The following is a 23,078-nucleotide window of genomic DNA, read 5'->3' as shown; positions in this document are numbered from 1 at the left end:
CCGGGAGATGTCCGACGGGGCAAGTGCCGCTCGGCGGCCTGCCACTGACTGCGGCGTGCGCGCCCGGCGTTCGGCCCCCGGGCGGCCGTCGCATCGCGCCTTCGTTTCGGGCGCGGGTCGCCCGGCTGGGGCTCGCGGCTCCGACCGGGCGGGCGCGGGTCAGTCGGTGATGCGGACGACGACGTGGCCGTCGTGCAACTTCCACGCGTCGATGTCGACCAGTTCGCGCGGAAGGATCCAGTGGTCGCAGTGGGGGTTGGTGCAGTGGAGCCGGACCGTGCGGTCGAGCTGGGTGTAGTGGCCGGTGCCGCATCGTCCGCAGCGCGGGAAGATCCAGGTCATGGCAGCGTTCCTTGGTCGTCGCGGGTGCTGCCCGGCCGGAGGGGTCTCCGGCCGGGCGAGGTGGGTCAGGCGCTGCTGGTGCTGTGCTGCTGGGGGATGGTGAGCGGGTGGGGCGCGGCCTCGTCGGTGAACTGCGTGAGCGCGTCGCAGGCCGTGTGCCACGCGCATCCGTTCGGGATGTGGTGTGCGGACGCGGCGAGCAGGTCGGCGATCGCACCGGCGAATGCCGTGTCGTCCGGTCCGTCGACGGGGGCGGGTCGCTCGGTGGTGCGGGCGTAGGTCAGGGCGCGGTGGAGGATGTCGGCGGCGTCGTGTTGGTCGGCGGTCGCGGCGTGCATGACGTCGCAGACGGCGTCGGTGAAGGCGGCCTGCGCGGGCGCTTCGCGTCGGTGATCGCGGGCGGCTTCTGCCACGAGCTCCGCGCCTCGGTCGATGTCCGTCGGGGCATCCACGTGTTCGCTGAGGTCCATGTAGGTGTGGACGGTCGCCAGGCCGTTGGAGGCGTACACGTCCCGGAGTGCGCCCCAGATCGCGGTGATGGCTGCGGCGGTGTCGGTGTCCAGGTCGGCGGCGGCTGGACCGGAGTAGATCTCCTCGTGGTCTTCGGCTTCTCCGGTCGGGCTGTAGGTGACCCCCCACCCGTCGTGGTGGCACGCGGGGTAGCCGGTCTCGCACTCGACGCCGCGCTGGCCGGAGACGATGATCTGGCTGCCGAGCGGGCCTTCGATGCCGATCCAGTCGGCTCCGGCGTTGGCGCCGCGCCGGGTCTGGAGCAGCACCCGCCCACCCGGCCCGGCCGGGGTGAACACCAGCGCCCGGTAACCGTCAAACTTCTGCTCATACGCCACCCCCGAACCAAGCGGACGCACCGGCGGCATCACCTCGGCGGCCTGCGCCAACATCGGCTCCACCGGCGGGTGCAACATCACCTGGCCTCCCTCCTCGCCCTCCAGGGTCCACCGCACTGGACGACTCCCGCACTGCCGGCCCGGCCCGGCAGTGCCCGAGATGTCACCCATCCGAGGGGCGGGCGGGGCCGTCTGGCGAGCGGGGCCGCCTGCGTGCGGCACGGTGGCGGCATGCGCCGCTGGTCCCTGCCCCTGCCCCTCGCCGTCCTGCTCACGGCCCCCGGATGCGTCATCGTCGACCCCGCCTCCTGGAACCCACGCACCGGCGGATCACAAGCACCCGGCCGGCCACCTGCCCGCCCGGCCCGTGGCCGGAGCGGCACTGCCGCTCGCCCTCCTGCCCGAGCCCACGCCCGCCGCCCCGGCCGCGCCCGCTCCCGCGCAGGACCACGGACCCGGCCCCGCCGCAGCGGACCGCGAACGCACCCGGCCAGGTCCGGCACACCGTGTCCGCGCCCCGCAGGACCACCGGACCCCGCCGTGCCACCGCAACGAAGCGGGCCCCGCGCCCCGCAGGCAAGCCCCAAGCCAAGGCGAAGGCGCGGCCGAACCACCCTGCCCAAATGCCGCACCGCCCGGCCCGACCCACACCCGGAGCGGGAGGCGGGGACATGAGAGAGCTGTGTCGCGCGGCCCACGGCGTCACAAGCCCCGCCATCGCCTCACTGTGTCACCAGACCTAAGCAGATCCAGCGCCTGGTCGAAGGCAACGACGAAGCGCTCGACCTCCTGGCCCGTACCGCGGCCGACGCTCTGGCCGTCGCGGAGATCGAGGCCATGAGCAAGGAGGCCACCATCGTCGCGAAGACGTTCTCCACCGCCCTCGACCGGGCGTCCGCCGCCGCCGTCATCGCCCTGCCCACCCGAGCCACCGCCTGAGCGGGCAGTCAGATCACGGAGTCGTTGACGGTGTGAAGCTGTTGGCGTCCGTCGTGGGCGGCAGGGCCGGGCGTGCCGTCGGCAGTGCCACGTCCGGTGTGCGCGACAGTGATCATGTGAAGCGCCGGACTCTCCCCCTGCTCCTCGCCGTCCTCCTGGCCACGCCGGGGTGCGTCTCCGTCACCCCCGTCGACAACAAGTCCCCGCTGGACCGAACGAAACTTTCGGTCCCGGCCCCCGCGCGAGAGGCGGGAGAGGCGCTGCCGCTGACGCCGCTGCCCACCAGCCGGCCGCCCGCTCCTGCCGTGGTGGTCGTGCCCGAGGACAGCCCGTCGGCACCGCGCACCCGCCGGCAGGAGCCCCGCACGGCGAAGGCCGACGGATCGGGCTCGGGGGTGCTTACGGTACGGAAGCCGGAGCGGCTGCCAGTGAAGGCGAAGCGGTCCAACCCGAAGGGCCACGCCCCGAAGCCGAAGCCGAAGCCGAAGGCCAAGCCGCGCAGCGTGGGTTCGTCGAAGCCGGTGGTTCCCCAGCGCTCGCGCCCGTGTGCGGCGCCGGGGGCGGGTCGTGTCTCCATGGCCGAGCTCTGCCGTTCCTCGCACGGGGTCACGAGTCCGGCTACCACCCAGCTCTGCCACAGCACATATCGGTAGCCGGCTACGGCTTCTGACACCCTCTGTCCGAGCCGATCGAAGAGCTCAGCCGACGCTTCACCGCGGCGTCCGCCTCGGCACGCGATCGTTTCGCGGACGGGTGATCTGCTGTGCGGTCGGCGCTCCAGGGCCGGACCGGCTCTGGAGAGCCGTCCGGCCGCGGCGTCACGGAGTGCCTCGCACGTGGTGTCAGCTTCGGTACCAGCCGGTCCAGGACTGCCCGAGATCCGGTCGCTTCCTCGAATACGGATTTCCGTCCGTTCCGAGGTGGGTGATGACGCTGACGAATTTATTTCCTTCCCAGTGGCTTTCGATGAACACCTCGCTCCTCGAAACACCTCCGAAGGAATGCCAGTCGCTCCATGCGTTGCTGCCGCCGTCTACCCATCGCGTCCATATCGCCTCATCGGTGCCGACGATGAACGTTTCCCTTCCGCCACCCGGCAGATCTCTCATAAGGGGCATGTACTTGCAGAGGTGATTTTGTCCGCCCCCTGCGATGCATTCACCGGGCTTCGCAGCCTGGGCCGGAGATCCCGCCAGTGCGGCTCCCGCGACGAAAATGGCGACGGCCACGCCCGCCATTATTTTCTTCATGTTTGTCACATCTCTTTCAATTCATGTGCGTCGTAACGTGATCCGCTGGACCGGAGGATCCTGGGGCGCCTCGGATTCACGGTTGCTAATGGGTTTTGATCTGCAGCGCGTTCACAGAGTTCAAATTCCTGACGTGTTCGTCCATGGAATCCAGGATCTTCGTGATGTACACGGTGGAGTTGCACGACGGGCGAGTGCCGAAGTTGAGTGGATTGTGGCAGGAGTGACGCCCTCCATCAGGCGCCGTCGCGGATAGCACGCCGCGGGGAGAAACGTCTCCGGAAAGTGTCCGCACGTATGCGGGGCCTCCACTGTCACCAGATCCCGCCATGGCCACCTTGGCGATCTGCCAGACCTCGTCGACGCTGGCCGTCGGCGCTCCGCCGGGAGTTATCAGCACGTCCTTGTTCACGATTCTTCCGCCGCAGACCTCCCCCATGAGTGCCCCGCTAGTGCAGATGTTCTCCTCGCCGATGAAGGAGCGGCGGGCGGCGGCCACCCCCCTCCATTCGAAGCCGGCGCGGGCTACGCCGTAGCCGGAATAGATACGCCCAAGCGCGGCGTGGGTAATACCTCCCGCCCCATATTCCACGAGAGCGGAGTCCAGCCATTCTTCCTCGTCGACCAGCGTGCCCAGGGTTGCGGATGATTCGCCGTTGCGGACGATATCCTTCACTTTTCCGCAGTGTGCCGCTGTGAGCATGTAATTCTTTTGGGTGTTGGGGTCGTACACATTGAAACCGCTGGTGCATGTTCCGTTCCCGATCCGGATGACGGATCCCCCAATCCAAGGGGGAGCATCGGCATTCCGCTGCAATGCACTGTTACCGCGACCGGGCGGAGAGGCAATGGAAACGGCCGCCGCTCTCTCCGTGAGATGTACCGGAATTCCTCCGGTGAGGGATTCCGGCAGGTGGGCGGATACGGACCGAAGGCTTTCCGCGGTCAGACTCGCGGCGGCGCCGGGAGCGGTACGGGGGGCCACCGTGATGTTCAGCGAGTTGCCGTCACCGTTCGGGCCGACGCTGGTGATCGCCGCACCGCCGATCGTGGCCTTGGAGGCGGCGATCGCGCGTGCCCGGTCGTTCAGTTCCCTGGAGGTGTACCGGGAAGCTTTCACGGACACCGTGAGCCCGCTCGCGCGCTGGGCTTCGATCAGCCGGGTGACCGACTGCGGAACCACGCCCTTCCAGTTCAGCGTGTAGCCGCCGTCCTGCGCCGCGACCACGATACCGGCGTATCCGGTGCGCGGGTCCCGGTGGGCGGTGTCGTACAGCGCGTTAGCCGCCTTGGAGATCTCCTCCCGCAGCAGGGCCTCGGGCGACGGCCGGTTCGCCCCGGCAGACGTGCCGTCGGCCGGCGTGGCCTGGGCATTGGACGTGTACACCACGGCCATCAGACTTCCGGCGCAGGCCAGCGAGGCCACGACAGCCGTCGTGCGCGCGGCACGCCCGCCCGTCTTCTTGTTCCGACTCATGGGTGATCTCTCTCAGAAGAGTGCGACGAGAGGGCCGGGTGGAGCCCGCACCCCCGGACGCCTCAAGCCAACCCCGAGGCGCACGCGGGCACCAGGAAGTCGCACCGGTAGAAGTGGCCCCTGCATACTTCTACCGGCAGGGGGCGCCGTCCCGGCCGGACCACACCGCTCAGGGGGAGAACACAGCTGTGGGCGACACAGAGTTCGGGGCGCGGCTGCGCGCGCTGCGCACCCGGGCGGGGGTCAGCCAGGAGCTGCTGGCGCAGCGGGCAGGGATCAGTGTGCGGGCGCTGTCGAACCTGGAGCGCGGGCGCGCTCGCGGGCCGCAGCGCCGTACCGTACGGGCCCTCGCCGAGGCGCTGGAACTGGACGCAGCCGGCGGCCGGGAACTGGAAGAGGCCGCCAGCCTCGGCCGCCCCCGTACCGCGCTCCCGGCAGACGCGCCGGAGACATCGCCCGCCGGGCACCACACGCTCGCACTGCCGCGCGATATCGGCGACTTCACCGCACGCGGCCCCGCCCTGGACCGGCTCCGCGCCCTGACCGAGCGCCTCGACCCGGCCGACCCGGCCGGCCCAGTCGGCCCGACCGTCGCGGTGGTCTGCGGGCAGCCCGGCCTGGGCAAGACCGCCTTCGCCGTCCACGCGGCCCACGCCCTCGCGCCCCGCTTCCCCCACGGGCAGTTCGCCGTGGACCTGCGTGGCATGGACCCGCGGCCCACCCCGCCGCGCGACGCGCTCGCTCGACTGCTGCGCGCCCTCGGCGCCGGCGCCGTCCCCTCTGCCACCGCCGACCGCTGCGGCCTGCTGCGCTCCCTACTACGCGACCGCCGGGTCCTCCTCCTGCTGGACAACGCGGCCGACGAGGACCAGGTCCGGCCGCTGCTGCCCGGCCACGGTCCCTCGCTCACCCTGGTGACCAGCCGCAACGCCCTGGCCGGCCTGGAATCCGTACACCGGCCCGAACTCGCCCTACTGCGCCGCGAGGAAGCCGTCGACCTGCTCACCCGCGTCATCGGGCCCGACCGGGTCCGCCGGGAGAGCCAGGCCGCCCGGGATCTCGCGGAGCTGTGCGGCGGGCTGCCGCTGGCCATCCGCATCGCCGCCCAGCGGCTGGCCGCCCGGCCGGGCGAGACCATCGCCAAGCTCGTCACCCGGCTCACCGGCCACGACACCCGACTCGACCGCCTGGAGGCCGGCTCGCTGCGGATCCGGGCCGCCTTCGCCCTCTCCTACCGGCAGTTGAGCCCGGCCGAGCAGATCATCTTCCGCCGCGCCTCGCTCGCCGAAGGGGTCCACTTCAGCCCTGAGATCGCGGCCCTGCTCGCAGATCTGCCGGTCCGTCAGGCCGAGCGGTGCGCAGAGCGTTTGACGGCCGCCGGACTGCTCCAGCCCCATCCCACCGCGGACCGCTACCGCTTCCACGACCTCCTGCGCCTGTTCGCGGCCGAGCGGCTGGCCGAAGAGGACGATCCCGCGCACATCACCGCCGCCCGGCTCCGGTCGGACCGGTGGACCCTGCGCCGGGCCGCCGCCGCCGCGCGGTGCTTCGACACCGGACCCCGCCCCGGCGCGCAACCCGACCCGGACCCGGACCCCGCGACGGCGCCTGTCGACCGGGAGCGGGCACGGAGCTGGCTGGAGGCCGAACGGGCCCAGTGGTTCGCCGCCCTGGGCCGGGCCCACGCCGCCGGACTGCACCGGCAGGTCGTCGACACCGCCGACGCGATGCACTGGTTCTCCGACCGCACCCCGCACTGGGAACTGTGGGCGCAGGTCTTCGGATGGGCCGTCTCCGCCGCCCGCGCCCTGGGCGGCGGGCGCGACGAGGCCGTGCACCTCAACCACCTCGCCTGGGCCTACAGCATGTGCCTCTACGACCACCCCGCAGCCCTGAGCAGCGCGGAAGCCGCCCTGGCCGTAGCCCGCGAGGCCGCCGACCAGCTCCAAACCGGCTGGGCCCTGGGCTACGCGGCCGGAGCGCTCCACCGGCTCGGCCGCACCGACGAGTCCATCGCCCGGCTCCGGCAGGCCGCCGACCACCTCCGCCGAACCGGCGAGGAGGGACGCCTCGCCGAACTCACCGCCCTCAACACCCTCGGCCACCACCTGCGCGAGGCCGGCCGCGCCGGAGAGGCCCTGGTCATCCACCGGCGCAGCGAAGCCGTCTGCCGGGCCGGCGTCCCCGGGCAGCCACCCGAACTCATCGGCCTCTACCTCGCGGTGACCCGGCAGCACATCGGCAACGACCTCGCCGCCCTGGGCCGATGGAACGAGGCCGAAACCCACCTGCGCTACGCCCTCACCCACTTCGAAGCGGCCCGCATGCCGGCCTGGAGCGAACCGGCCCGTCTCGACCTGGGCGTCGTCCTGCGCCACCTCGACCGCCCCGAAGCGGCCCACGAAACGCTGACCGCCGCACACCACGGCCTCGTCCGACTGGACAACCCCCGCCAACACGAAGCCGCAGACCACCTCCACCGACTCGCGCACCCCTCCCAGCCTGAAGTGCCGTAACAGCTTTCGCTGTTGCCGCCTCCTGCGTAACGCACGGGAACAGTCGCTCTGCGCATCAACCGTGAAGTGCGTGCCCGACGCCGTCGGCCTGTTTGGAGGGCCTGCTGCGGTGGATGGATGCGGCCTGCGAGGCGGTCGACGACCTGGCGCTGGCCACGGAGGAGGCGTTTCGGACGCACCCGGACGCGGCGATCATGCTGAGCTTTCCGGGGATCGGCCCCCCATGTCGGTGCCCGCATTCTGGGCGAGATCGGCGACAAAGCCAACAGAGCTCTGCTCGCCTTCCAGTGGCGCCTCCGCGGGGCGATTCTCAGGCTGTGAAGGCAAAGTAGGTGCCGGTGGTGAGGCCGGAGAAAGTGATGAGCTGCCGGGGCTTGAGGCAGGTGAAGGCGATATGCATCGCGATGCCGGCGGCGGCTGCGTACGGCGTCGTCCTTGGGAAGAGCAGCGCGGCGGGTAGCGCGATTTCGGCTGCGATGACGGTGGTTGCCAGCAGCCGCCAGAGGTGGATGTCGCGGTGGGTGAGGTTGCCCGTGTGGCGGCGGACGAAGCCGGGGATGGCGTGCTCGTGCCGGTAGGGCAGCTGCTCTTTGACCTGGGTGTAGGTGTGGATCCATTGAGCTAGCTAGAGGCCGGTGCGGAACTGCCGCGAGCGCGTCTTCTGCCAGGCGGAGTTGCATGGATGTCGGTGGTGATCAGGACGAGGAGGCACTGCGCCCAGGTGTTGGCGGTGCTGGGGGCGTGTGCGATGTGCAGATCGTGGCCGAGGTCTCCGGCGGCCACGAGGGCCCGCATCACGGTCCCGGGCACTAAAGCGGCGTGATGCGTCCGTCACCCGATTCTGAAGGATCGAAGAAGTCACGCTTAGCTGTTGTTTCCTCTCATATCGCAACACTCAAGCATAGGTTCGAATTTGCCTCTTGATTGGACGTCAGATTGGCTAGGTTGAAGGTCAGTTGGCGGCGAGCCGAGTGGTTGCACTAGATGTGCCGCACCACAGGTCCGCCGCGGGACTTTCCGCATGGCCACGCGTCGCCATGCTTCACGATCAATAGGGGAGTTCGTGAGCACATCTCTGAAGATGGCAATCGGGTTGGGTACGGCCGCGCTTGCGCTGGTCGCCGGGGCGCTCCCGGCATCCTCGGCTCCGCTGGCACACCCCGTACTGACCGATCCCGAGATCGCCGCGATGGCGCCGGCGGACCAGGCGAAGCTGCTGGCCCGCTGCGCGAGCTGGCCCACGCCGCCGACTCCGCAGGCCGGTCCGGGGAGGCCGGCATCTTTTCCGGCATCGAGCTTGACGCCAACACGCAAACGGTCACCATCTACCTGACCGATCCGGGGCAAGAGCGGAAGTTCCTGGCAGCGGCCAAGAAGGTGGACCCGGAGATCGACACGGGGCTCGCCCGGATCAGGCAAGGGAAGAACACGCGCCAGGCGATGCACACGGCACGTGATCGCCTGCTCCAGGCGAGGGGGCAGCTCGACGCCGGCATCGAAAGCGTGACGGTGCCGCCGGACGGCAGTGCGCTGCACCTGGGAGTGAAGGATGTCGCGAGCGCACGGAGAAAGCTCGCGGCTCAACCGAACGCGACGCGCGCCACGATGTTCGGTGCGGTGGAAATGGTGGTCGAACCCGCTGTCGGCGGCTCCGACATGTCCCGACTGAGGGACACCCCTGCCTGGATTGCGGGCGCCGCACTCACCAACACCAGCCAAACCAGTGGCTACAGCTGTACCTCCGGCGTGCCCACGCGACGCAAGTCCGACAACCGTTCGTACTTGATCACTGCGGCGCACTGCTTCTCCGACGGCAACAGTGTGTACACGGGCTGGCAGGGTGGCGGCCGCAACTACATCGGCCAGGTCACCGCGAGGGCCAACCTCTGGGACGCCATTGCCGTCGACACCACCAATACGGACGTCACCGCCGGGCGGGAGTGGGGCGGCCCCGTCAACGACTCCTTCACCTTTGCGCTGACCGGCTCCGCGTACTCGCACAAAGGCGACTATGTGTGCCAGGACGGCTATACCTCGGGCGTCGTGTGCGACATAAAGGTCGTCAACCAGGACAAGTCCTGGACGGGAAGCAACGGGGTCGATCACCGGGGTGTCGAGGGGACGCAGGTGAACGGCAGCACGGCCATCAGGGGCGGTGACAGCGGTGGGCTCGTCTTCGGCATCACCGGCAGCACCCGCCAGGCCCGTTGCATCAACAGCTGGGGCGGCGGCAGCACCATCCGGTGGACCGAAGTGATCGACATATACAACACGTGGGGCTTGCAGCTGGCGCCGTAGCGGTGGACCGCGGCTCCCCCGAGCCCTTCCCGGCTCGGGGGAGCCGCCTCAGCGGGCGAGCGGAGCGCGCACCACGAGCAGTGGTGTGGTATCCGGCGCAGGCTGTGCGGCAGGGGTCTCGATCGGCTGCCGCAGCACGACGACGACCTCGTAGTCCGCTGGATCGCTCCACACCTCAGACCACGACGACGATGGGCAGAGCGCGTTGCGTTCGCCCAGTTGTTGGACGTCCGGGTGTCCCGGCTCCAGGTCGACGGGACGCCCGATCATGTCGGTGCCCTGCGGCGAGAGGTCACCGGGCGGGTTAAGCATCGGGCCCCCACCTCGAATGACGCCGTCCTTGAGGTAGAGCACCTCGATACTCGCCGACGGGGTGGAGACGACGGTGCGTGGCGTGTCGGAACGAAGTGACACCACGATCTCGGGGCCGGCCTGATCGCTCGTCCGCCGGACGGAGTCGAGCTCCAAAGTCAGACCGTCGCGCGTCGAGGCCGCTCCGGAAAGATCGGGGCTCTGACCGCACACGTACGGGCCCGGTGCCGGAGCGCCGGACGTGCCCGCCGAGGGGGAAGCGCTCACGGCGCCGGTGCCCGCTCCGGATCCGGCGGCGTCGACGGCCCGCGAAGGACCCCCGTTCCACTGCAGGACACCGAAAGTGCCCGCGGCCGCCAACGCCAGAACCGCGCATCCCTGGACCGTGAAGCGAGCCGTCCGACGCCGGCGCACTCTGCCCACCACTCGGTCGGTGTCGATATTCGGAGTTCCGGCGAGTTCCGCCGTTACGGACAACTGCGCGCGAAGATCTTCCGGTCCCATCATGGCCTCGTGTCTCCCTCAACCTCAGTACGCGACGTGCCGAGGGCTGCGCCCAGCCGGGCCAGCGCGTCGCTGAGGTGGCTTTTGACCGTGCCTTCGCTGCAGCTCAGCTGGCTCGCGATGGCGGGCACGGTGCAGTCTTCGTAGTAGCGCAGGACCACACATGCACGTTGCCTCGGCGACAGCCGCGTCAGGGCGGCAAGGAGGTCGATCCGCAGCCCCACGCCCTCGCTGTGTTCCGCCGCCACCGTCGACTGGATCAGCTGCGGCGTCGCTGTCGCGAACCGGGCGCGCCGACGGTGCTGGTCGATGAAGTAGTTCAGCATGGTGCGCCGCACGTAGGCCTCGGCGTCTCCCATGTCCCAGGATGCACGAGGCTGCGCGAAGACCCTGACCAGGGCTTCCTGGACGAGGTCGGCGGCCTCCGCTCGGTCCCCGCACAGCAGGAAGCCGTAGCGGTTCAAGGCGGAGCCACGGACCTGGACCAGCTCGGTGAGCAGTAGTGACCACTTCTTCGCCATTCGGCTTCGACCCCCTCATGTGATGTCACGAACGACGGGACCGTTTCGTTGGGGGCTCGCCGGGCGAATTCCTCACGGCTGCCGGAGAGAACGGTCTGCCCGGTGGTCCCGGTCGGGAACATGTGCGAAGAGATGGCGTCAGGTCCATTCTGCGCGGGGGAACCGTTGCAGTCCCACTGAGCGGTGAGGGCCCCGTTGTCGGGGGAGGTACGTCACCGACCCCGCCGGTGCGTCTGCGGCGGCTGGTGCGGCGGGACGATCCGGCAGTCCGGTGTCGACGCTCGTCGGTGACGGCCTGGTGCTCGTCGGCGTACATCATTACGGTCGGCGCCATGAGCTACGAGACCCCCAGGGCGCCGAGCGCCCCTGCGGTGATCTCCAGGTACTTGCCCGAGTTGGCGTTGACGAGGTTCCAGCCTCCGCCGGATGCAGGCTTCCAGTAGCTCCGATATGGAGGCAGAGTCGGTTTCACGCGGACTGACATCCGCGTTGGCACGCTGCCGAGCGGGACTCGCGTTTCAGCCGTCGTGCAGGTGGGCACCGTGTCGCCCCGGACAACCTCACCCGCGCCCTGCGGAGGATGTCGTCCGGGCTTGCGAGGGACAGCAGCACCTCCGGCTGCGTCCGCTCCGGCCGGGCCTCGGCCACGCGCGCCCGGGCGGCTGAACCGCCCGGGCGGTGTCGCGGTCAGCCGGTGGCGGCCTCCCCACACGCCCGGTGCCACCCTCTGCTGCCGAACGGGCCCCGGCCCGCGCGGCCCGCGCGGCCCGGGCCGGCGAGGCGTTCGGGCAGGGTGCTGGGGGCCGGGCCGGTCGCAAACCTCGGCAAGCAGGTCGCGGATGCGGACGGCGAAGTCGGGTCCGAGCATCGGGAGTTCCATGTCGGGGGCGCGGAGGTAGCCGGTGGCGACGGCGGTGGGCATGTAATCCATGAGCCCGGTGACCGTGGCTGAGCCGGGACGGGCGATCTGGCGGGCCAGGTGGTGCAGGACCCGCAGGACTGTAGTAGTGGAAGCGCTGGTGATGCGGTCGTCCGGGGTGCTGCGGCGTGGGTTGGACGTCGTCGGTCTGGCGGTGCCACCAGCGGGCAGCGTCATCCTCGCCGAGCGCCAAGTGGTGGAGGTAGAGGCAGTAGGCGGCGGCGGGCTGTCCGGCGCCGGCCGCGTACTGCCACCAGAACCCGGCGCCGTCGTCGCTCTCGGTCAGCTGCAGAACGCAGGCCAGGGCTAGGGCGCTGCTGGGTTCGGGTACCTGGTCGGTGACGAAGCCGGCGTCGGCGGGGGTGTGGTTGACGAGCGTCTCGCACAGGATTCGCAGGTCCTCGGCCGCGGAGCCGAAGCCGCTGCCGGGGTGAGGGTTCGCCGGTGTGACAGGCACTGGTGTGGCGTGCGGGCCGGTGCCGGTGTCGTGGGGGAAGGCGGGGGGCTGGACGATGTCCCGGGGCACGGTGCGGTCACGGACGAGCAGCGCTCGGGAGAGCAGCTCTTGTACAGGTGTCATTCGGTGGGCCCTTCGGTCTCGGGTGCCGGGTTGAAGACGCTTTCCAGAAACCGTTCGGCGTATCGCTCGGAGGACTGGACCATCGGCTTGGGGAGGCCGAGCAGGGCGGAGGTCTCCTCGGGCGTGAACCCGTAAAGGGCGGCGCAGCACCATGACGTGCGGCCTGCCGCCACAGCCGTTGCAGGGGCCAGACCGGCATGTTCAGGATGACGGTGATCCCGGCGATGAGTTCCCATCGGGGGTAGAGGCCGATACCGCGCATCAGCTCGGAGAGTTTGGACTTCCCCAGCGGGACACGGGTGCTGAGATCGGCGAGGGTCAGGTTGCTGGCAAGGTAGCTGATGCGGGTCGGCTCCAGCCACGCGCGGTGGGAACTGCCCACGCAAGGACATAATCGCCAAAGCCGAACGAGAGAGGTGGTTTGGCGAAGTCGAAGGACTGTCCACCAGCCTCGCCGCCGCCGAAGACAAGATCGCCCAGATCGAAGCCCAGCAAGAGACAAAGCAGTCGCCCGTCTTCCTGGGCCGACCCAACCTCGCCCAGCTCACCGTCCGACCCTCTTTTCGGCCTCACGCTCGAGGGCAGAGGTGATGCGGCCCAACTCGACGGGCCCTCCTCCAAGTCCGGACGCTCCCAACCTGGGCGTTATGCTCGCACGACGTGGCCGCAGGGACCCGCCCCGACAGCGGCCCACCAGGTGAATGAGGCGTTGAACACCCACCCGGCTCCTGCCGACCCTTCGTCCCGCCACGGCACCCCGCTGCGGCCACTGCTGGACGGTCATCGACAGCAGCCGCTGAGCGGCCTGAGGACTCAGCTGTCCGGCGCTAGCTTCCGGTTGGTACGGGACCGGCCGATGTCAAGGTCGAGCAGGGAGGTCAGGGTCGTGCCACTGTTCCAGAAGCCGAGCAGGTCGACGTCGACGAGCACCAGGCCGTGGCGGGGGGCGAAGGCGCGGGCCTGCTTGGTGAACTTGCATGACGCGACGAAGAGCGGGACATCCGCTCCGTGCTCGTCGCGGACGGTGCCGTTGAACTTCTGAAGGTCCGGGCTGCCGACCGTGCGGTGCTTGGCATACCGCTTGCACTGCACCACGATCTTCCTCCCGTCGGGCAGCCGGCCAATCACATCGGCGCCCAGATCGTTCGCACCACCTACCCGACGGACCTCGGTGCACCGGTCCCTGCGACACAACTCCGCGACAAACTCCTCGAACTCCCGGTCTCCCAACAACCAGATCGCCTCCATCGACCGCACCGCGTGGATGCGCGCCTGCTCCGCGAGCCGGAGCTTCTCCGCCTCGGCCTCCCGGCGCCCGGCGCGCAACAGCTTCCCCGTCATACCCCCGGCGACCAAGACCGCAAAGACGACCAGCAGCACCGTTCCAGCTCCCACGGTCTGCCCCCTCCCCGCTCCGGATGTTTATGCGCTCTACAGCTCCCCAGTCGCGCGAGAATCCATCCGACGATCGTGGTCTTGCCCGACTCGTTCTTACCGATCAAGCAGGTCACACCCGCATCGACCATCATGGTCTGCTTGTTGGTGAAGTTGCGGAACGTGTCGATCTCTACCGCGTGCAGCAGCATCGGCTTCCCCCCTCAGGGCTTCGCTGCCGCGAACAATCAGCCGACAGCGCCGCACCTCCCATCAGCAGGAGGCCGCCACAGCCGCACGGCATTGGCTTGATTCGCCAGTATGCGCGCGGCCACTGACACCCGCCCCAGCTTTCTGCCCACAGCACGGCGCACTTCGCCGTCGCGCGCCCCGAGCGCAGCGCAAGTGGCGCGCCGGTGACTGTTCGGCCGCCCTGATCAGGCTCTTTGAAAACGGCCACCCCCTACTCGGGATGACCCCACATATGCTCAGTGGATCTCCCCCACCCTGCCGGACTTGCAACCAGTACCTAAGAGCTCGTAACACGATCTTCTTGAGAGTTCCTGGTCGGGCGTGACCAGTCTGATGATTCGGCCGTTCGTGATGGTGTGAGTACTCGGCCGTGGATCGTGAACGACGACTTGTGGGCGGTGATCGAGCCGCTGCTGCCGCCGTGGCCCGCGCGGTCCCCCGGGCCACGGCCCGTGGCGGACCGGCTCTGCCTCCAGGGCATCCTCTACGTCCTCTACAACGACATAGCCTGGCAACACCTGCCACTGGAACTTGGGTTCGGCTCGGGGCTGCCCTGCTGGCGCCGTCTGGACCGATGGCAGAAGGCCGGGGTCTTCGACCAACTGCACCGCGTGCTTCTCGCCGAGCTGAACGCAGCCGGCCGGATCGACTGGTCACGTGCCTGCGTGGACGGCTCCCACATCCGGGCGAAAAATGGGGTGTCGACACCGGCCCGTCGCCGGTCGACCGGCGCAAGACAGGCAGCAAACACCATCTGATCTGCGACGGACGCGGCACCCCGCTCAAGGTCATCACCACCGCGGCCAACGTCAACGACGTCACCCAGACCCTCGCCCTGGTCGACGGCATTCCGCCCGTCGCGGGCAGGCCCGGCCGCCCCCGCCGACGCCCCGAAGCCCTCCTCGGTGACAAGGGCTACGACTCCAACCCCAACCGCGAAGAGCTGCGTCAGCGCCGGATTCTGCCCGTGATCTCCCGCAAGGGCTGCCCGAACATCAAGGGCACAGGCAAGCTCCGCTACGTCGTCGAGCAGACCTTCGCCCTGCTCCACCAGTTCAAACGCATCGCCGTCCGCTGGGAACGCCGCACCGAACTCCACGACGCCTTCGTCTCCCTCGCCTGCAGCCTCATCTGCTGGCGACGCCTCAAGAAGGCCCACCCATGATCGTGTTACGAGCTCTATGTGGAGGAGACGACTATTCAAGGCGACCACGTAGAGGTACTACCTGACGAGAACGGGGCGCGGGTGATCATGTGCCGCTCCGTTGGCTGCGGCCACGCAGGCCGCCGCGGTGGATCCGTCCGTCCGGCGGGTCATCCTTGACATGTCGCACGTGAGTTTCGCCGACTCCTTCCTGCTCAATCTCCTCGTCTTCCTTCACCGCACGGGACGCCTGATCCTGGCCGGCCCCCTCCCTGGCCGGGTCACCCAGCTCCTGCGGCTCACCGGTATGGACGCGGTGCTGACCATCGCCGACGGGCCTGCCCAGCGCCCGGGCCCTTCCCCTTCCCTGACCAGACGAGCCCTCACCTTGATCTGAAGCCCGGACGCGGACAGAAGCCTGGACCGCTGCTGCCCGCCATGTACGCCATGTCTGCCACGTCGGGTGTAGAGCTCGGGGGCGTATGCGCTCGACGAGCCGACTGCTGGGGCCCCGCTGTACAACTGAGAGGAACTCATCGGCTTCTCGGGGAGCAGGACCGCAACAGGCACTTCCTGGGTATTGGTGCGCTTCCGGAGCGGCGGTCGATCATCGCCCCTTGTCCTTCTTTCCCTTGGCCTTCCCGGGGATCTCCTTCGTCTTAGCCGTCCCGCGAACCTTCAACGGGCGTTCTGCGACCGGACGCGCGGAAGAAGAGTGACCGATGGGCTCTTGGAGTTCTCGGGGAGTGGAAGGTGCTGCGGCCGGCGGCTGCGCGCTGAGCGTCGAGGCGTCGGGGTGCGACGGCGTTGGCACTGTTGGGTGGGATCCTGCAGGGGCTGCCACCTCGGTGCTCTTTGGTGCCGAGGGCTGCTCACGCGTGGGAGCGGTGACGGGTGGATTCGTGCCCGCTGGGATGCCGCCCATCACCAGCGCGCAGGTGCCCGCGACGCTCGCCGCCACGAGGCCCCACCAGAGCGGACGGCGCCCTCGGGCAGCCCCATCCTTCATGGGTTCGGGCGTTCGTGGGGCGTCAGCGGCAGGGGCAAGGGACAGGGAACGGTGTGTGCCGGCGTCGGCGCCGGCTGGGGTGCGGGGTCGCGGTGCTTTCGCCATGTCCTGCAGGCACTGGCGGACGGCGGCGGCGTCGGGGCGTGCCGTCGGGGCCTGGTCGGTCATCTTCTCGAGCAGTCGGGCGAGGTCTCCCGGTAGTCCGTCGGGTATGTGGGGCCGGCGCAGGAGGTGGGCGGTGCCGATCTCCATGGGAGTTCCCTCGTACTCGCGCCGGCCGGTCAGAGCCTCCAGGAGGGTGACTCCCAGGGCGTAGATGTCGCTGGCCATACTCGCGCCTTGGCCCAGGAACTGTTCCGGAGCCATGTAGGCGAGGGTGCCGACGAGGGTGTCGGGCGCGCTGTGAGAGTGATCCTGCACGGTCCGAGAGAGCCCGAAGTCGGCCAGGCGGGGCGAGCCCTCCTCACCCAGGAGGATGTTGGAGGGTTTCACGTCGTGATGGATGACGCCGCGGGCGTGAACGTGGTCGAGGGCTGAGGAAATGTCGGCGCCGATCCGCATGACCTGGACAGGGCCCAGGGGGCCCGCGTCCATTCGGGTGCGCAAGGTGACGCCGTGGATCAACTCTGTGACCATGAAAGCGCCTTGGCCGTGTCGGCCGGCGTCGTAGACGGTGACGAGAGCGGGATGGGACAGGCGGGCCAGTGTGCGGGCCTCGTCGCAGAAGCGATCGGCCGTGACCGTATCCGCGCCCGCACGGAACACCTTGACGGCCACCTCACGGCCCAGCACCTCGTCGACGCCTCGGAACACATCCGCCGTACCTCCCGAACCTATGGGTCCCTGGAGCCGGTAGCGGCCGCCCAGGACGGTGTCGCGTTCAGGTGGTACTCCGTCATCTGGGACGGACCGGGCTGACATGGGGTCCTCCTCTACTCGCTGACAGTGGCGCGCCCCTACCCCTCGCAAGTGGCCCTACGCACCGCGCTCTGGGAGCCTTGGGCTCCCGACAGCAAACCGGCTCCCCTTCGAAAGGAGGGGGAGCCGGTTGCGTCTGGCAGCAGGACCGGACCGCTCAAGCGTGGCGGTGATTGCGCTTGTTGCCGGTGACCAGTCGGTAGATCACGAGAAGGATGACGGAGCCGATGATCGCGGCGATCCAGGTGGACAGGTCGAAGAAGCCATCGATGGAGTCGACGCCGAAGATGACCTTGCCGAGCCAGCCGCCGAGGAGACCCCCGGCGATGCCGATCAGCATCGTGATGATCACGCCGCCCGGGTCCCTGCCCGGCATCAGCGCCTTCGCGATGAAGCCCGCGAGCAGGCCGATCAAGATCCAGGCAATGATGCCCATGCGCTTCTCCTACCTCGCAGAATAAGAACGATGTCAACGAGCGTCTGCACCGCTTGGAGACTTCCAAACGTCGGAACCCATGGGTTCCTCCGCGGCCGCAGCAGCCGGTGCGGATGCGGTGGATCGGCCACGCCCCGCGTGCCGAGTCCGACATCGTCGTCGACGCGCGCCTGAGCCTGGTCGAGGCCCACAAGGTGGCCGTCGCCGCCGAACACTCCCTGATCCACGCGGTCCTGCGGCTACGGCCGCGACCGTCCACCTCGAGCACCTCCCTCTCGCCGGCCATGACACGCACCAGGTCCTGGCCCACCACGTTGATCGCCCCGTGAGCGTTGTCAGTGGCGGCTGAAAGGATCACCGGATGACGAACCCCGCCGCTGCCATCACCGCCTACTGGGACGCCGCCGCCCCTGGCTTCGACGACGAGCCCGACCATGGCCTCAAGGCCGCTGACACCCGCGCCGCGTGGGCGAACCTGCTGACCTCCTGGCTGCCCACCGCCCCGGTCGACGTGCTGGATGTCGGCTGCGGCACCGGGTCGCTCTCCGAGCTGCTCGCGGCGGCCGGGCACCGGGTGACCGGGGTGGACTTGGCGCCGCGGATGGTCGAGGCCGCCCGGGCCAAGCTGACGGCCGCTGGTCTTGCGGGCCGTTTCCTGGTCGGGGATGCCGCCGCGCCACCCACCGGGCAGGAGGAGTTCGACGTCCTGCTGTGCCGCCACCTGGTGTGGACCCTGCCCGACCCGGATGCCGCCCTGCGCGAGTGGACCGGGCGCCTGCGCCCCGGAGGCGCCCTGATCCTCGTCGAGGGCCGCTGGCGCGAGGCCGGGCAGAAGGACGTGCCCTACGTCGCCGGGGCCGAGGCCCTGCCCTGGTACGGCGGCATCACCGCCGAGGAGTTGGCCGACGCGGTACGCCCGCTCGTCGCCGACCTGCGCATCGAACCCCTCAGCGCCGACGCCGCCCTGTGGGGCCAGGCGGTGACCGACGAGCGCTACGCCCTGATCGCGCGGACCTGAGCCGCGCTCGCGTACCTGGCAGCCGCCCTCGGTCTGCGTAGTCTGCGGTGGGCCGCCGATGACGACCAGGGTCGCGGCGGCCACCACGCCGCAGGCCACCAGAGCGTCCCGCGACCTGGACCGCGCGCCTGGGCGTCGAGCCTCGAAGGACAGCGGTTGGCGCCGAGAACACCGTCAGGAGGTCGGGCCCACCGGTCGGTGCTTTCCGCCTTCGCCCGGGCCGCGTTCGCCACGACAGCCTGGTGGACCGCGGCGGTCATGCGGCCCATCTGCGGCAGAAACGTGCCGAGGTCGACTCCGGCCTGCTGGAGACCGACGATCTGGCGGGCCAACTACGGCCAGTTCGCGCCCGCCATCAGCTCGGCAAGGATGTCGTCGCCGAGAACGCCGCGCAGCTGGTCGGCCGACCAGCCCGGGGCCATCTTCTCCCGTGCTCGCCGAGTTCCTCCTCGCTGCCCGTGATCCGTAATGCTCGCGGCCGCCGCCCTGGCCCTGACCGTGCTGCCCTTGTCCCTACCCACCACCGCCCAGGCCGCGGCCGCCGTGCCAAAGGTCCTGCCGATCGGGGTCGCGGTCTCCGCGCTGCGGATCGCGGACGAGTCCCGGGACGGCTACGACCGTGACGCGTTCAAGCACTGGAACGCCGGAGAGAACCGCACCGACGGCTGCGACATCCGTAGGGAGGTCCTGATCGCCGAAGCCGTCGAACTGCCGGTGGTCGGCCCGTGGTGCATGCTGACGGGGGGCATCTGGTGGTCGTACCAGGACGAGCAGACCGTCACCTCCACCGCTGGACATCGACCACATGGTGCCCCTGGCCGAGGCCTGGGACTCGGGCGCCTCCGCTTGGACGCCCGCGCGGCATGAGGCGCACGCGAACGACCAGCGGCAGACGAGCAGCCTCGTCGCGGTGACCGCGCGCTCGAACTGGCAGAAGGCCGAGCAGGACCCCTTCGAGTGGCTGCCGCCGGCGTCCGAGGCGCTGTGCCGGTACGCCTCGGAGTGGACCGCGACCCAGCTCCGCCGGCAGCTCGCCGTCGACCAGAACGAACAGGACGGCCTGTACGACATCGCGGCCACCTGCGGCGGCAACACCGTTGCCTACACCCCCGCCCCGTAGGCCCACGCGGACAGGCCCTGTTCCCGCGGGCGATGCGGTGGCTTCGCCGCGCGAACAGGGCCTGCACCCTGAGCGGTGCCCGGTCGGGCTGCGGCTGGGTCAGTGACGTCCAAGGCCGCGGACCTTGTCGGTGAGGGTGTCGCGCAGGGCCACGCCGGAGGGCATGCCGCCGCTCTCCCTGATCTCGGCGATCTCGCTGTCGAAAGGCGGAGGAGCCGTCCCGGGGGACAGGAAGCGGTCACCGCGCGCTCCTGCCGTGGCACCGCCGCCGGCCCCAGTGCGTCAGTAGCCGGTGCCGCGTTTGACCTGAGCCCGCTCGATCACGTGGGCCGCGCCCTTCTCGTCCAGCGTGCGGCATGCGTCGGCGATGTCCTGGGTCAGGCGGTCGATCTGCTCACGGCTCAGGGTCTCCTTGACCAGGGCGCGCAGGATCTTCACGTTCTCCGCGTTGGGCGGGAGCGTGTAGGCGGGCACCATCCAGCCCCGTTCGGCGGAGAGCTGCCAGGCGATGTCGGACTCGTCGTAGGCGTGCTTGCCGGTCAGACGGAAAGCGACCAGCGGCAGCTGCTCGAGATCTCTCCCGATCACCTCGAAGCGGCCGCTGCTCTCCAGGTTGTCCGCCAGCACCCGGGCGTTCTCCTGCATGATTTTCATGATGTAGGTGTAGCCCTGGCGGCCGAGGCGCACGAAGTTGTAGTACTGCGCGAGGACCATCGACGCGCCGGTGGAGAAGTTCAGGGTGAACGTCGCGTCGGTCTTGCCCAGGTAGTTCTCGTAGAACACGAGGTCCTTGGCGAGGTCGGCCTCCTCGCGGAAGACCAGCCATCCGATGCCGGGGTAGACCAGTCCGTACTTGTGGCCCGAAACGTTGATCGAACGGACCTGCTCAAGCCGGAAGTCCCACTTCGACTCCGGGTAGAGGAAGGGCCACACGAAGGCGCCGCTGGCGCCGTCGACATGGATCGGAATGTCGAGGTCCCGCTTCTTGCGCACGTCCCGCAGGAGCTTGTCGATCCCGACGACATCGTCCATGTGGCCGGTGAAGGTGGTGCCGAGGACGGCGACGACGCCGATCGTGTTCTCGTCGAGGTGGGGCTCCACGTCCTCCGGGCCGATCGTGTACTTGCCCTCCGCGAGCGGCACGATCCGCGGCTCGACGTCGAAGTAGCGGCAGAACTTCTCCCACACGACGTGGACGTCGCCCCCGAAGATCAGGTTGGGCCGGTCGGTCGACAGGCCCGCCGCCTGGCGGCGCTCGCGCCACTTCCACTTCAGCGACAGCGCCCCGAGCATGATCGCTTCGGATGAGCCCTGGGTCCGGCATCCGGTCGTCCTGCCCGGTGCGTGGAAGAGGTCGGCGAGCATGCGTACGCAGCGCTGCTCGATCTCGGCGGAGATCGGGTATTCCGCGTGGTCGATGAAGTTGCGGTGGAGGTTCTCGGCGATCAGCCGTTGGGCCTCCGGCTCCATCCACGTGGTGACGAACGTGGCGAGGTTGCGCTGCGGGTCGCCCTCCATGGCGAGATCCACATCCACCAGCCGCATCGCGTCGGTGGCGGCCATGCCTTCCTCGGGGAAGGTCTCCGAGGGAGCGGGCACCGTCAGAAACCGGTTACCGAAAAGAGCCGAATCATCGCGCTTCGTCATGCCCTGATTCAACAGTCCGGAGTCTGCCGCGGATGAGGGACACACCGCGTGGCCGCGGCGCGGACGGCGGTAGCGTCACGGTTCGGGTGGTCACGGTGTTTTCGGTTTGTCCGCGGTGGTGAGGGCGGTGGGGGCGAGGACCCACAGCAGGGCTCGGCCGGTCAGTGGGGTGGTGGCGATCAGGGCGAGGTAGATCTCGGTGATCGATCCGTCGCCGGTGACGGCGATGAGGTTTCTGAACAGGTGTGAGAGCAGGCAGATGACGGCGTCCACGTCGTTTCACGACGGGAGCCAGAAGCGGTCACCGCCCCATCCTCCGCTCTCGTGACCTCTACGCGCGGGCCGCCATCCCGGTGAACCGCATGGTGCGCTTGCCGTACCCCGCCCGGGGCAGTGGGGAGGCTGGTCCACGAGCGGGAACGGCAGCCCGGCGGCGGCGGGAGCGGGTGCGTCGGAGGGGCCGTGGACAAGACAGCGAGCAGGAGCCGCCGGGAGTCGCGGCGCGCCGTCCTGCGGTCGCTCCTGACCACGGCCATCCTGCTCGCCGCCTACTACCTGTTGCCGCTCGATTCGGCGTTCACCACGGAAACGGCCCTCGGGCTCGTCGGCGGCATCGCCGCGGTGACGCTGCTCCTGGCCTGGCAGATCCGGCCAGGGAGAGGCCGCCTGTCGGGATCGCGGCGACCACGCCCAGGGCGACGCCGACGCCCATGCCCCTCTTCCCGGCCCGCTTCCCGAGCTTGTGTTCCTTGACCCCACCGTTGCCGTCCTTGACGAGCACGCCGACACCGTCGACCTTCATGTAGTCGGTGGCGTTGTCCCAGTTCCTGAACACCTTCGCCGCCTCGTCGGCGAGGTCCTCGTCGGGGAAGAACGCGAGGACCAGTTGCTGCTTGTCCCCGGCGCGCTCTTCCCGGTCCTTGCGGGGGGGTGACGGCTTCTTCCCGGCTGATTCCGTGGCGTTTCGAGGTAGGCGAAAACCTTTTCGCCGCCGTCGGAGCGTCCGTCCTGCTCGGACTTGAGCCCGTCCCGCAGCGCGGGCTCGTGCACCATGAGATTGCGGACGATCCTGGGATGACCCGCGTGACCTGGAAGGGCCGGCGCTCGCGCAGAGGCCGCGCGCCGTTTTAGACGAGGGGCGTCACAGCGACGATGCCGCTGCGCAGGACACCGGGCTGTACGCAGAATTCCGCCGCTCAGAATCGGAAGCTTGCCTCTTCCAAGGCCGAGGGCCATTCGGAACCTGAGGGTGCGATTCACGCGGATCGCGCCCTCGGTGCCCTTGCAACCGCCAGGATGCCTGCATGCTGAAGAGACGCAGCCCACGCACGCAGCCCGTGATCGTCGAGCCTGAAGCCCTCGAGGCGGGCCTGTCTCTGCACGACCTCGGCTTGTACGCGAAGGTCAGCCAGTGGCTCCCAGATCTCGAAGACGACGTCAGTGTCGACGACTTCATTACGCAGCTTCGATACGGGGCCTTCGGCGAGGCGAACAGCAAGGCCGAGCTCCGTGCCGGGCTCCATCGCCTTGCGGACGCCGGGCTCCTTGACCTCGACGACCACGAGGACGGCCCGCTCGCCCATCTCCTGACCGAGCGAATCAAGAACCTCCCGCCGTACTCGCCACCTTCCCAGCAGCTTTCGTAAGGAGATCC

General features: G+C 69.4%; 22 protein-coding genes and 2 pseudogenes. 10 read left to right on the top strand and 14 right to left on the bottom strand.

Going from position 1 to position 23,078, the window contains the following annotated elements; all coding sequences use genetic code 11:
* Nucleotides 1-159: 159 nt before the first annotated feature.
* Both ACIRO3_RS35300 and ACIRO3_RS35295 read right to left on the bottom strand, forming a co-directional pair.
* On the bottom strand, nucleotides 160-342 hold the full coding sequence (locus ACIRO3_RS35300) for a hypothetical protein (RefSeq protein ID WP_404143667.1): 183 nt from the start codon (nucleotides 340-342) through the stop codon (nucleotides 160-162).
* A gap of 65 nt (nucleotides 343-407) precedes the next feature.
* Complete coding sequence (locus tag ACIRO3_RS35295; RefSeq protein WP_404143665.1) at nucleotides 408-1,307, bottom strand: hypothetical protein; 900 nt, start codon at nucleotides 1,305-1,307, stop codon at nucleotides 408-410.
* 938 nt (nucleotides 1,308-2,245) lie between these two features.
* On the opposite strand from ACIRO3_RS35295, the gene ACIRO3_RS35290 reads away from it, so the two are divergent.
* Nucleotides 2,246-2,782, top strand: a complete 537-nt coding sequence (locus tag ACIRO3_RS35290) for a hypothetical protein (protein WP_404143663.1) — start codon at nucleotides 2,246-2,248, stop codon at nucleotides 2,780-2,782.
* 189 nt (nucleotides 2,783-2,971) lie between these two features.
* Here the strand turns inward: ACIRO3_RS35290 and ACIRO3_RS35285 are convergent, their stop codons facing one another.
* Both ACIRO3_RS35285 and ACIRO3_RS35280 read right to left on the bottom strand, forming a co-directional pair.
* The gene (locus ACIRO3_RS35285) at nucleotides 2,972-3,379 is read right to left on the bottom strand and encodes a hypothetical protein (protein ID WP_404143661.1); all 408 of its coding nucleotides are present in this window, start codon (nucleotides 3,377-3,379) and stop codon (nucleotides 2,972-2,974) included.
* An 85-nt stretch (nucleotides 3,380-3,464) separates the two neighbouring features.
* Nucleotides 3,465-4,856 carry a hypothetical protein gene (locus ACIRO3_RS35280; protein ID WP_404143659.1) on the bottom strand — a complete coding sequence of 464 codons (1,392 nt, stop codon included), beginning with the start codon at nucleotides 4,854-4,856 and terminating at the stop codon, nucleotides 3,465-3,467.
* Nucleotides 4,857-5,044: 188 nt separating this feature from the next.
* Between ACIRO3_RS35280 and ACIRO3_RS35275 the strand changes: the two genes are divergently transcribed.
* Nucleotides 5,045-7,372, top strand: a complete 2,328-nt coding sequence (locus ACIRO3_RS35275; protein ID WP_404143657.1) for a tetratricopeptide repeat protein — start codon at nucleotides 5,045-5,047, stop codon at nucleotides 7,370-7,372.
* 310 nt (nucleotides 7,373-7,682) lie between these two features.
* Here the strand turns inward: ACIRO3_RS35275 and ACIRO3_RS35270 are convergent, their stop codons facing one another.
* The gene (locus tag ACIRO3_RS35270) at nucleotides 7,683-7,820 is read right to left on the bottom strand and encodes a hypothetical protein (RefSeq protein ID WP_404143713.1); all 138 of its coding nucleotides are present in this window, start codon (nucleotides 7,818-7,820) and stop codon (nucleotides 7,683-7,685) included.
* 536 nt (nucleotides 7,821-8,356) lie between these two features.
* Between ACIRO3_RS35270 and ACIRO3_RS35265 the strand changes: the two genes are divergently transcribed.
* A complete protein-coding gene (locus ACIRO3_RS35265; protein ID WP_404143655.1) occupies nucleotides 8,357-9,670 on the top strand; it encodes a hypothetical protein in 1,314 nt (437 codons plus the stop codon).
* Nucleotides 9,671-9,718: 48 nt separating this feature from the next.
* Here the strand turns inward: ACIRO3_RS35265 and ACIRO3_RS35260 are convergent, their stop codons facing one another.
* The 3 genes from ACIRO3_RS35260 to ACIRO3_RS35250 all read right to left on the bottom strand — a co-directional run bounded on the left by ACIRO3_RS35260 (nucleotide 9,719) and on the right by ACIRO3_RS35250 (nucleotide 11,479).
* Entirely contained in the window at nucleotides 9,719-10,489 is a 771-nt protein-coding gene (locus ACIRO3_RS35260; RefSeq protein ID WP_404143653.1) for a hypothetical protein, read from the bottom strand.
* The gene (locus ACIRO3_RS35255) at nucleotides 10,486-11,007 is read right to left on the bottom strand and encodes a SigE family RNA polymerase sigma factor (RefSeq protein WP_404143651.1); all 522 of its coding nucleotides are present in this window, start codon (nucleotides 11,005-11,007) and stop codon (nucleotides 10,486-10,488) included. The genes ACIRO3_RS35260 and ACIRO3_RS35255 overlap by 4 nt, the downstream gene beginning before the upstream one ends.
* Before the next feature lie 337 nt (nucleotides 11,008-11,344).
* Nucleotides 11,345-11,479 carry a hypothetical protein gene (locus ACIRO3_RS35250; RefSeq protein WP_404143649.1) on the bottom strand — a complete coding sequence of 45 codons (135 nt, stop codon included), beginning with the start codon at nucleotides 11,477-11,479 and terminating at the stop codon, nucleotides 11,345-11,347.
* A 535-nt stretch (nucleotides 11,480-12,014) separates the two neighbouring features.
* Here ACIRO3_RS35250 and ACIRO3_RS35245 point away from each other — a divergent pair.
* Nucleotides 12,015-12,236: a hypothetical protein gene (locus tag ACIRO3_RS35245; RefSeq protein ID WP_404143647.1), complete on the top strand. Its 222-nt coding sequence runs from the start codon at nucleotides 12,015-12,017 to the stop codon at nucleotides 12,234-12,236.
* Nucleotides 12,237-13,319: 1,083 nt separating this feature from the next.
* Here ACIRO3_RS35245 and ACIRO3_RS35240 read toward each other — a convergent pair.
* Complete coding sequence (locus tag ACIRO3_RS35240) at nucleotides 13,320-13,886, bottom strand: restriction endonuclease (protein WP_404143645.1); 567 nt, start codon at nucleotides 13,884-13,886, stop codon at nucleotides 13,320-13,322.
* On the bottom strand, nucleotides 13,844-14,092 hold the full coding sequence (locus ACIRO3_RS35235; protein ID WP_404143643.1) for an AAA family ATPase: 249 nt from the start codon (nucleotides 14,090-14,092) through the stop codon (nucleotides 13,844-13,846). Before ACIRO3_RS35235 ends, ACIRO3_RS35240 begins: the two co-directional genes overlap by 43 nt.
* A 396-nt stretch (nucleotides 14,093-14,488) precedes the next feature.
* Here ACIRO3_RS35235 and ACIRO3_RS35230 point away from each other — a divergent pair.
* A protein-coding gene (locus ACIRO3_RS35230; protein ID WP_404143641.1) for an IS5 family transposase occupies nucleotides 14,489-15,297 on the top strand; the annotation gives its coding sequence in 2 pieces (ribosomal slippage) (nucleotides 14,489-14,828 and nucleotides 14,828-15,297; 810 coding nt in all).
* Nucleotides 15,298-15,397: 100 nt separating this feature from the next.
* A complete protein-coding gene (locus tag ACIRO3_RS35225; protein WP_404143639.1) occupies nucleotides 15,398-15,673 on the top strand; it encodes an STAS domain-containing protein in 276 nt (91 codons plus the stop codon).
* Between the two features lie 210 nt (nucleotides 15,674-15,883).
* Here the strand turns inward: ACIRO3_RS35225 and ACIRO3_RS35220 are convergent, their stop codons facing one another.
* Both ACIRO3_RS35220 and ACIRO3_RS35215 read right to left on the bottom strand, forming a co-directional pair.
* Nucleotides 15,884-17,206, bottom strand: coding sequence for a protein kinase (locus tag ACIRO3_RS35220; protein ID WP_404143637.1), 1,323 nt, complete (start codon nucleotides 17,204-17,206; stop codon nucleotides 15,884-15,886).
* Nucleotides 17,207-17,360: 154 nt separating this feature from the next.
* Nucleotides 17,361-17,639: a GlsB/YeaQ/YmgE family stress response membrane protein gene (locus ACIRO3_RS35215; RefSeq protein ID WP_030713656.1), complete on the bottom strand. Its 279-nt coding sequence runs from the start codon at nucleotides 17,637-17,639 to the stop codon at nucleotides 17,361-17,363.
* A gap of 107 nt (nucleotides 17,640-17,746) precedes the next feature.
* On the opposite strand from ACIRO3_RS35215, the pseudogene ACIRO3_RS35210 reads away from it, so the two are divergent.
* The 3 genes and pseudogenes from ACIRO3_RS35210 to ACIRO3_RS35200 all read left to right on the top strand — a co-directional run.
* Nucleotides 17,747-17,988: pseudogene (locus tag ACIRO3_RS35210) on the top strand (cation diffusion facilitator family transporter); the annotation flags it as partial.
* 12 nt (nucleotides 17,989-18,000) lie between these two features.
* Complete coding sequence (locus ACIRO3_RS35205; RefSeq protein ID WP_404143634.1) at nucleotides 18,001-18,657, top strand: class I SAM-dependent methyltransferase; 657 nt, start codon at nucleotides 18,001-18,003, stop codon at nucleotides 18,655-18,657.
* A gap of 468 nt (nucleotides 18,658-19,125) precedes the next feature.
* Nucleotides 19,126-19,777: pseudogene (locus ACIRO3_RS35200) on the top strand (HNH endonuclease).
* A 282-nt stretch (nucleotides 19,778-20,059) separates the two neighbouring features.
* Here the strand turns inward: ACIRO3_RS35200 and ACIRO3_RS35195 are convergent.
* Both ACIRO3_RS35195 and ACIRO3_RS35190 read right to left on the bottom strand, forming a co-directional pair.
* Nucleotides 20,060-21,424 (bottom strand): glutamate decarboxylase, encoded by a 1,365-nt coding sequence (locus ACIRO3_RS35195; protein WP_404143632.1) that lies wholly within the window; start codon nucleotides 21,422-21,424, stop codon nucleotides 20,060-20,062.
* Between the two features lie 90 nt (nucleotides 21,425-21,514).
* Nucleotides 21,515-21,697 carry a hypothetical protein gene (locus ACIRO3_RS35190; protein WP_404143631.1) on the bottom strand — a complete coding sequence of 61 codons (183 nt, stop codon included), beginning with the start codon at nucleotides 21,695-21,697 and terminating at the stop codon, nucleotides 21,515-21,517.
* A 1,031-nt stretch (nucleotides 21,698-22,728) separates the two neighbouring features.
* On the opposite strand from ACIRO3_RS35190, the gene ACIRO3_RS35185 reads away from it, so the two are divergent.
* Nucleotides 22,729-23,070, top strand: a complete 342-nt coding sequence (locus tag ACIRO3_RS35185; RefSeq protein ID WP_404143629.1) for a hypothetical protein — start codon at nucleotides 22,729-22,731, stop codon at nucleotides 23,068-23,070.
* Nucleotides 23,071-23,078 lie beyond the last annotated feature (8 nt).

Source organism: Streptomyces sp. NPDC102278, from assembly GCF_044766345.1.
In the GTDB taxonomy this organism is placed as follows: domain Bacteria; phylum Actinomycetota; class Actinomycetes; order Streptomycetales; family Streptomycetaceae; genus Streptomyces.
This window is presented reverse-complemented; position numbering and strand designations above follow the sequence as displayed.

What these genes read in the sequence shown, in the direction of transcription:
- ACIRO3_RS35280 (WP_404143659.1), bottom strand. Translation starts at nt 4,856, where the DNA reads ATGAGTCGGAACAAGAAGACGGGCGGGCGTGCCGCGCGCACGACGGCT.
- ACIRO3_RS35205 (WP_404143634.1), top strand. Translation starts at nt 18,001, where the DNA reads ATGACGAACCCCGCCGCTGCCATCACCGCCTACTGGGACGCCGCCGCC.
- ACIRO3_RS35185 (WP_404143629.1), top strand. Translation starts at nt 22,729, where the DNA reads ATGCTGAAGAGACGCAGCCCACGCACGCAGCCCGTGATCGTCGAGCCT.
- ACIRO3_RS35300 (WP_404143667.1), bottom strand. Translation starts at nt 342, where the DNA reads ATGACCTGGATCTTCCCGCGCTGCGGACGATGCGGCACCGGCCACTAC.
- ACIRO3_RS35195 (WP_404143632.1), bottom strand. Translation starts at nt 21,424, where the DNA reads ATGACGAAGCGCGATGATTCGGCTCTTTTCGGTAACCGGTTTCTGACG.
- ACIRO3_RS35235 (WP_404143643.1), bottom strand. Translation starts at nt 14,092, where the DNA reads ATGCTGCTGCACGCGGTAGAGATCGACACGTTCCGCAACTTCACCAAC.
- ACIRO3_RS35285 (WP_404143661.1), bottom strand. Translation starts at nt 3,379, where the DNA reads ATGAAGAAAATAATGGCGGGCGTGGCCGTCGCCATTTTCGTCGCGGGA.
- ACIRO3_RS35260 (WP_404143653.1), bottom strand. Translation starts at nt 10,489, where the DNA reads ATGATGGGACCGGAAGATCTTCGCGCGCAGTTGTCCGTAACGGCGGAA.
- ACIRO3_RS35265 (WP_404143655.1), top strand. Translation starts at nt 8,357, where the DNA reads ATGTGCCGCACCACAGGTCCGCCGCGGGACTTTCCGCATGGCCACGCG.
- ACIRO3_RS35215 (WP_030713656.1), bottom strand. Translation starts at nt 17,639, where the DNA reads ATGGGCATCATTGCCTGGATCTTGATCGGCCTGCTCGCGGGCTTCATC.
- ACIRO3_RS35255 (WP_404143651.1), bottom strand. Translation starts at nt 11,007, where the DNA reads ATGGCGAAGAAGTGGTCACTACTGCTCACCGAGCTGGTCCAGGTCCGT.
- ACIRO3_RS35220 (WP_404143637.1), bottom strand. Translation starts at nt 17,206, where the DNA reads ATGTCAGCCCGGTCCGTCCCAGATGACGGAGTACCACCTGAACGCGAC.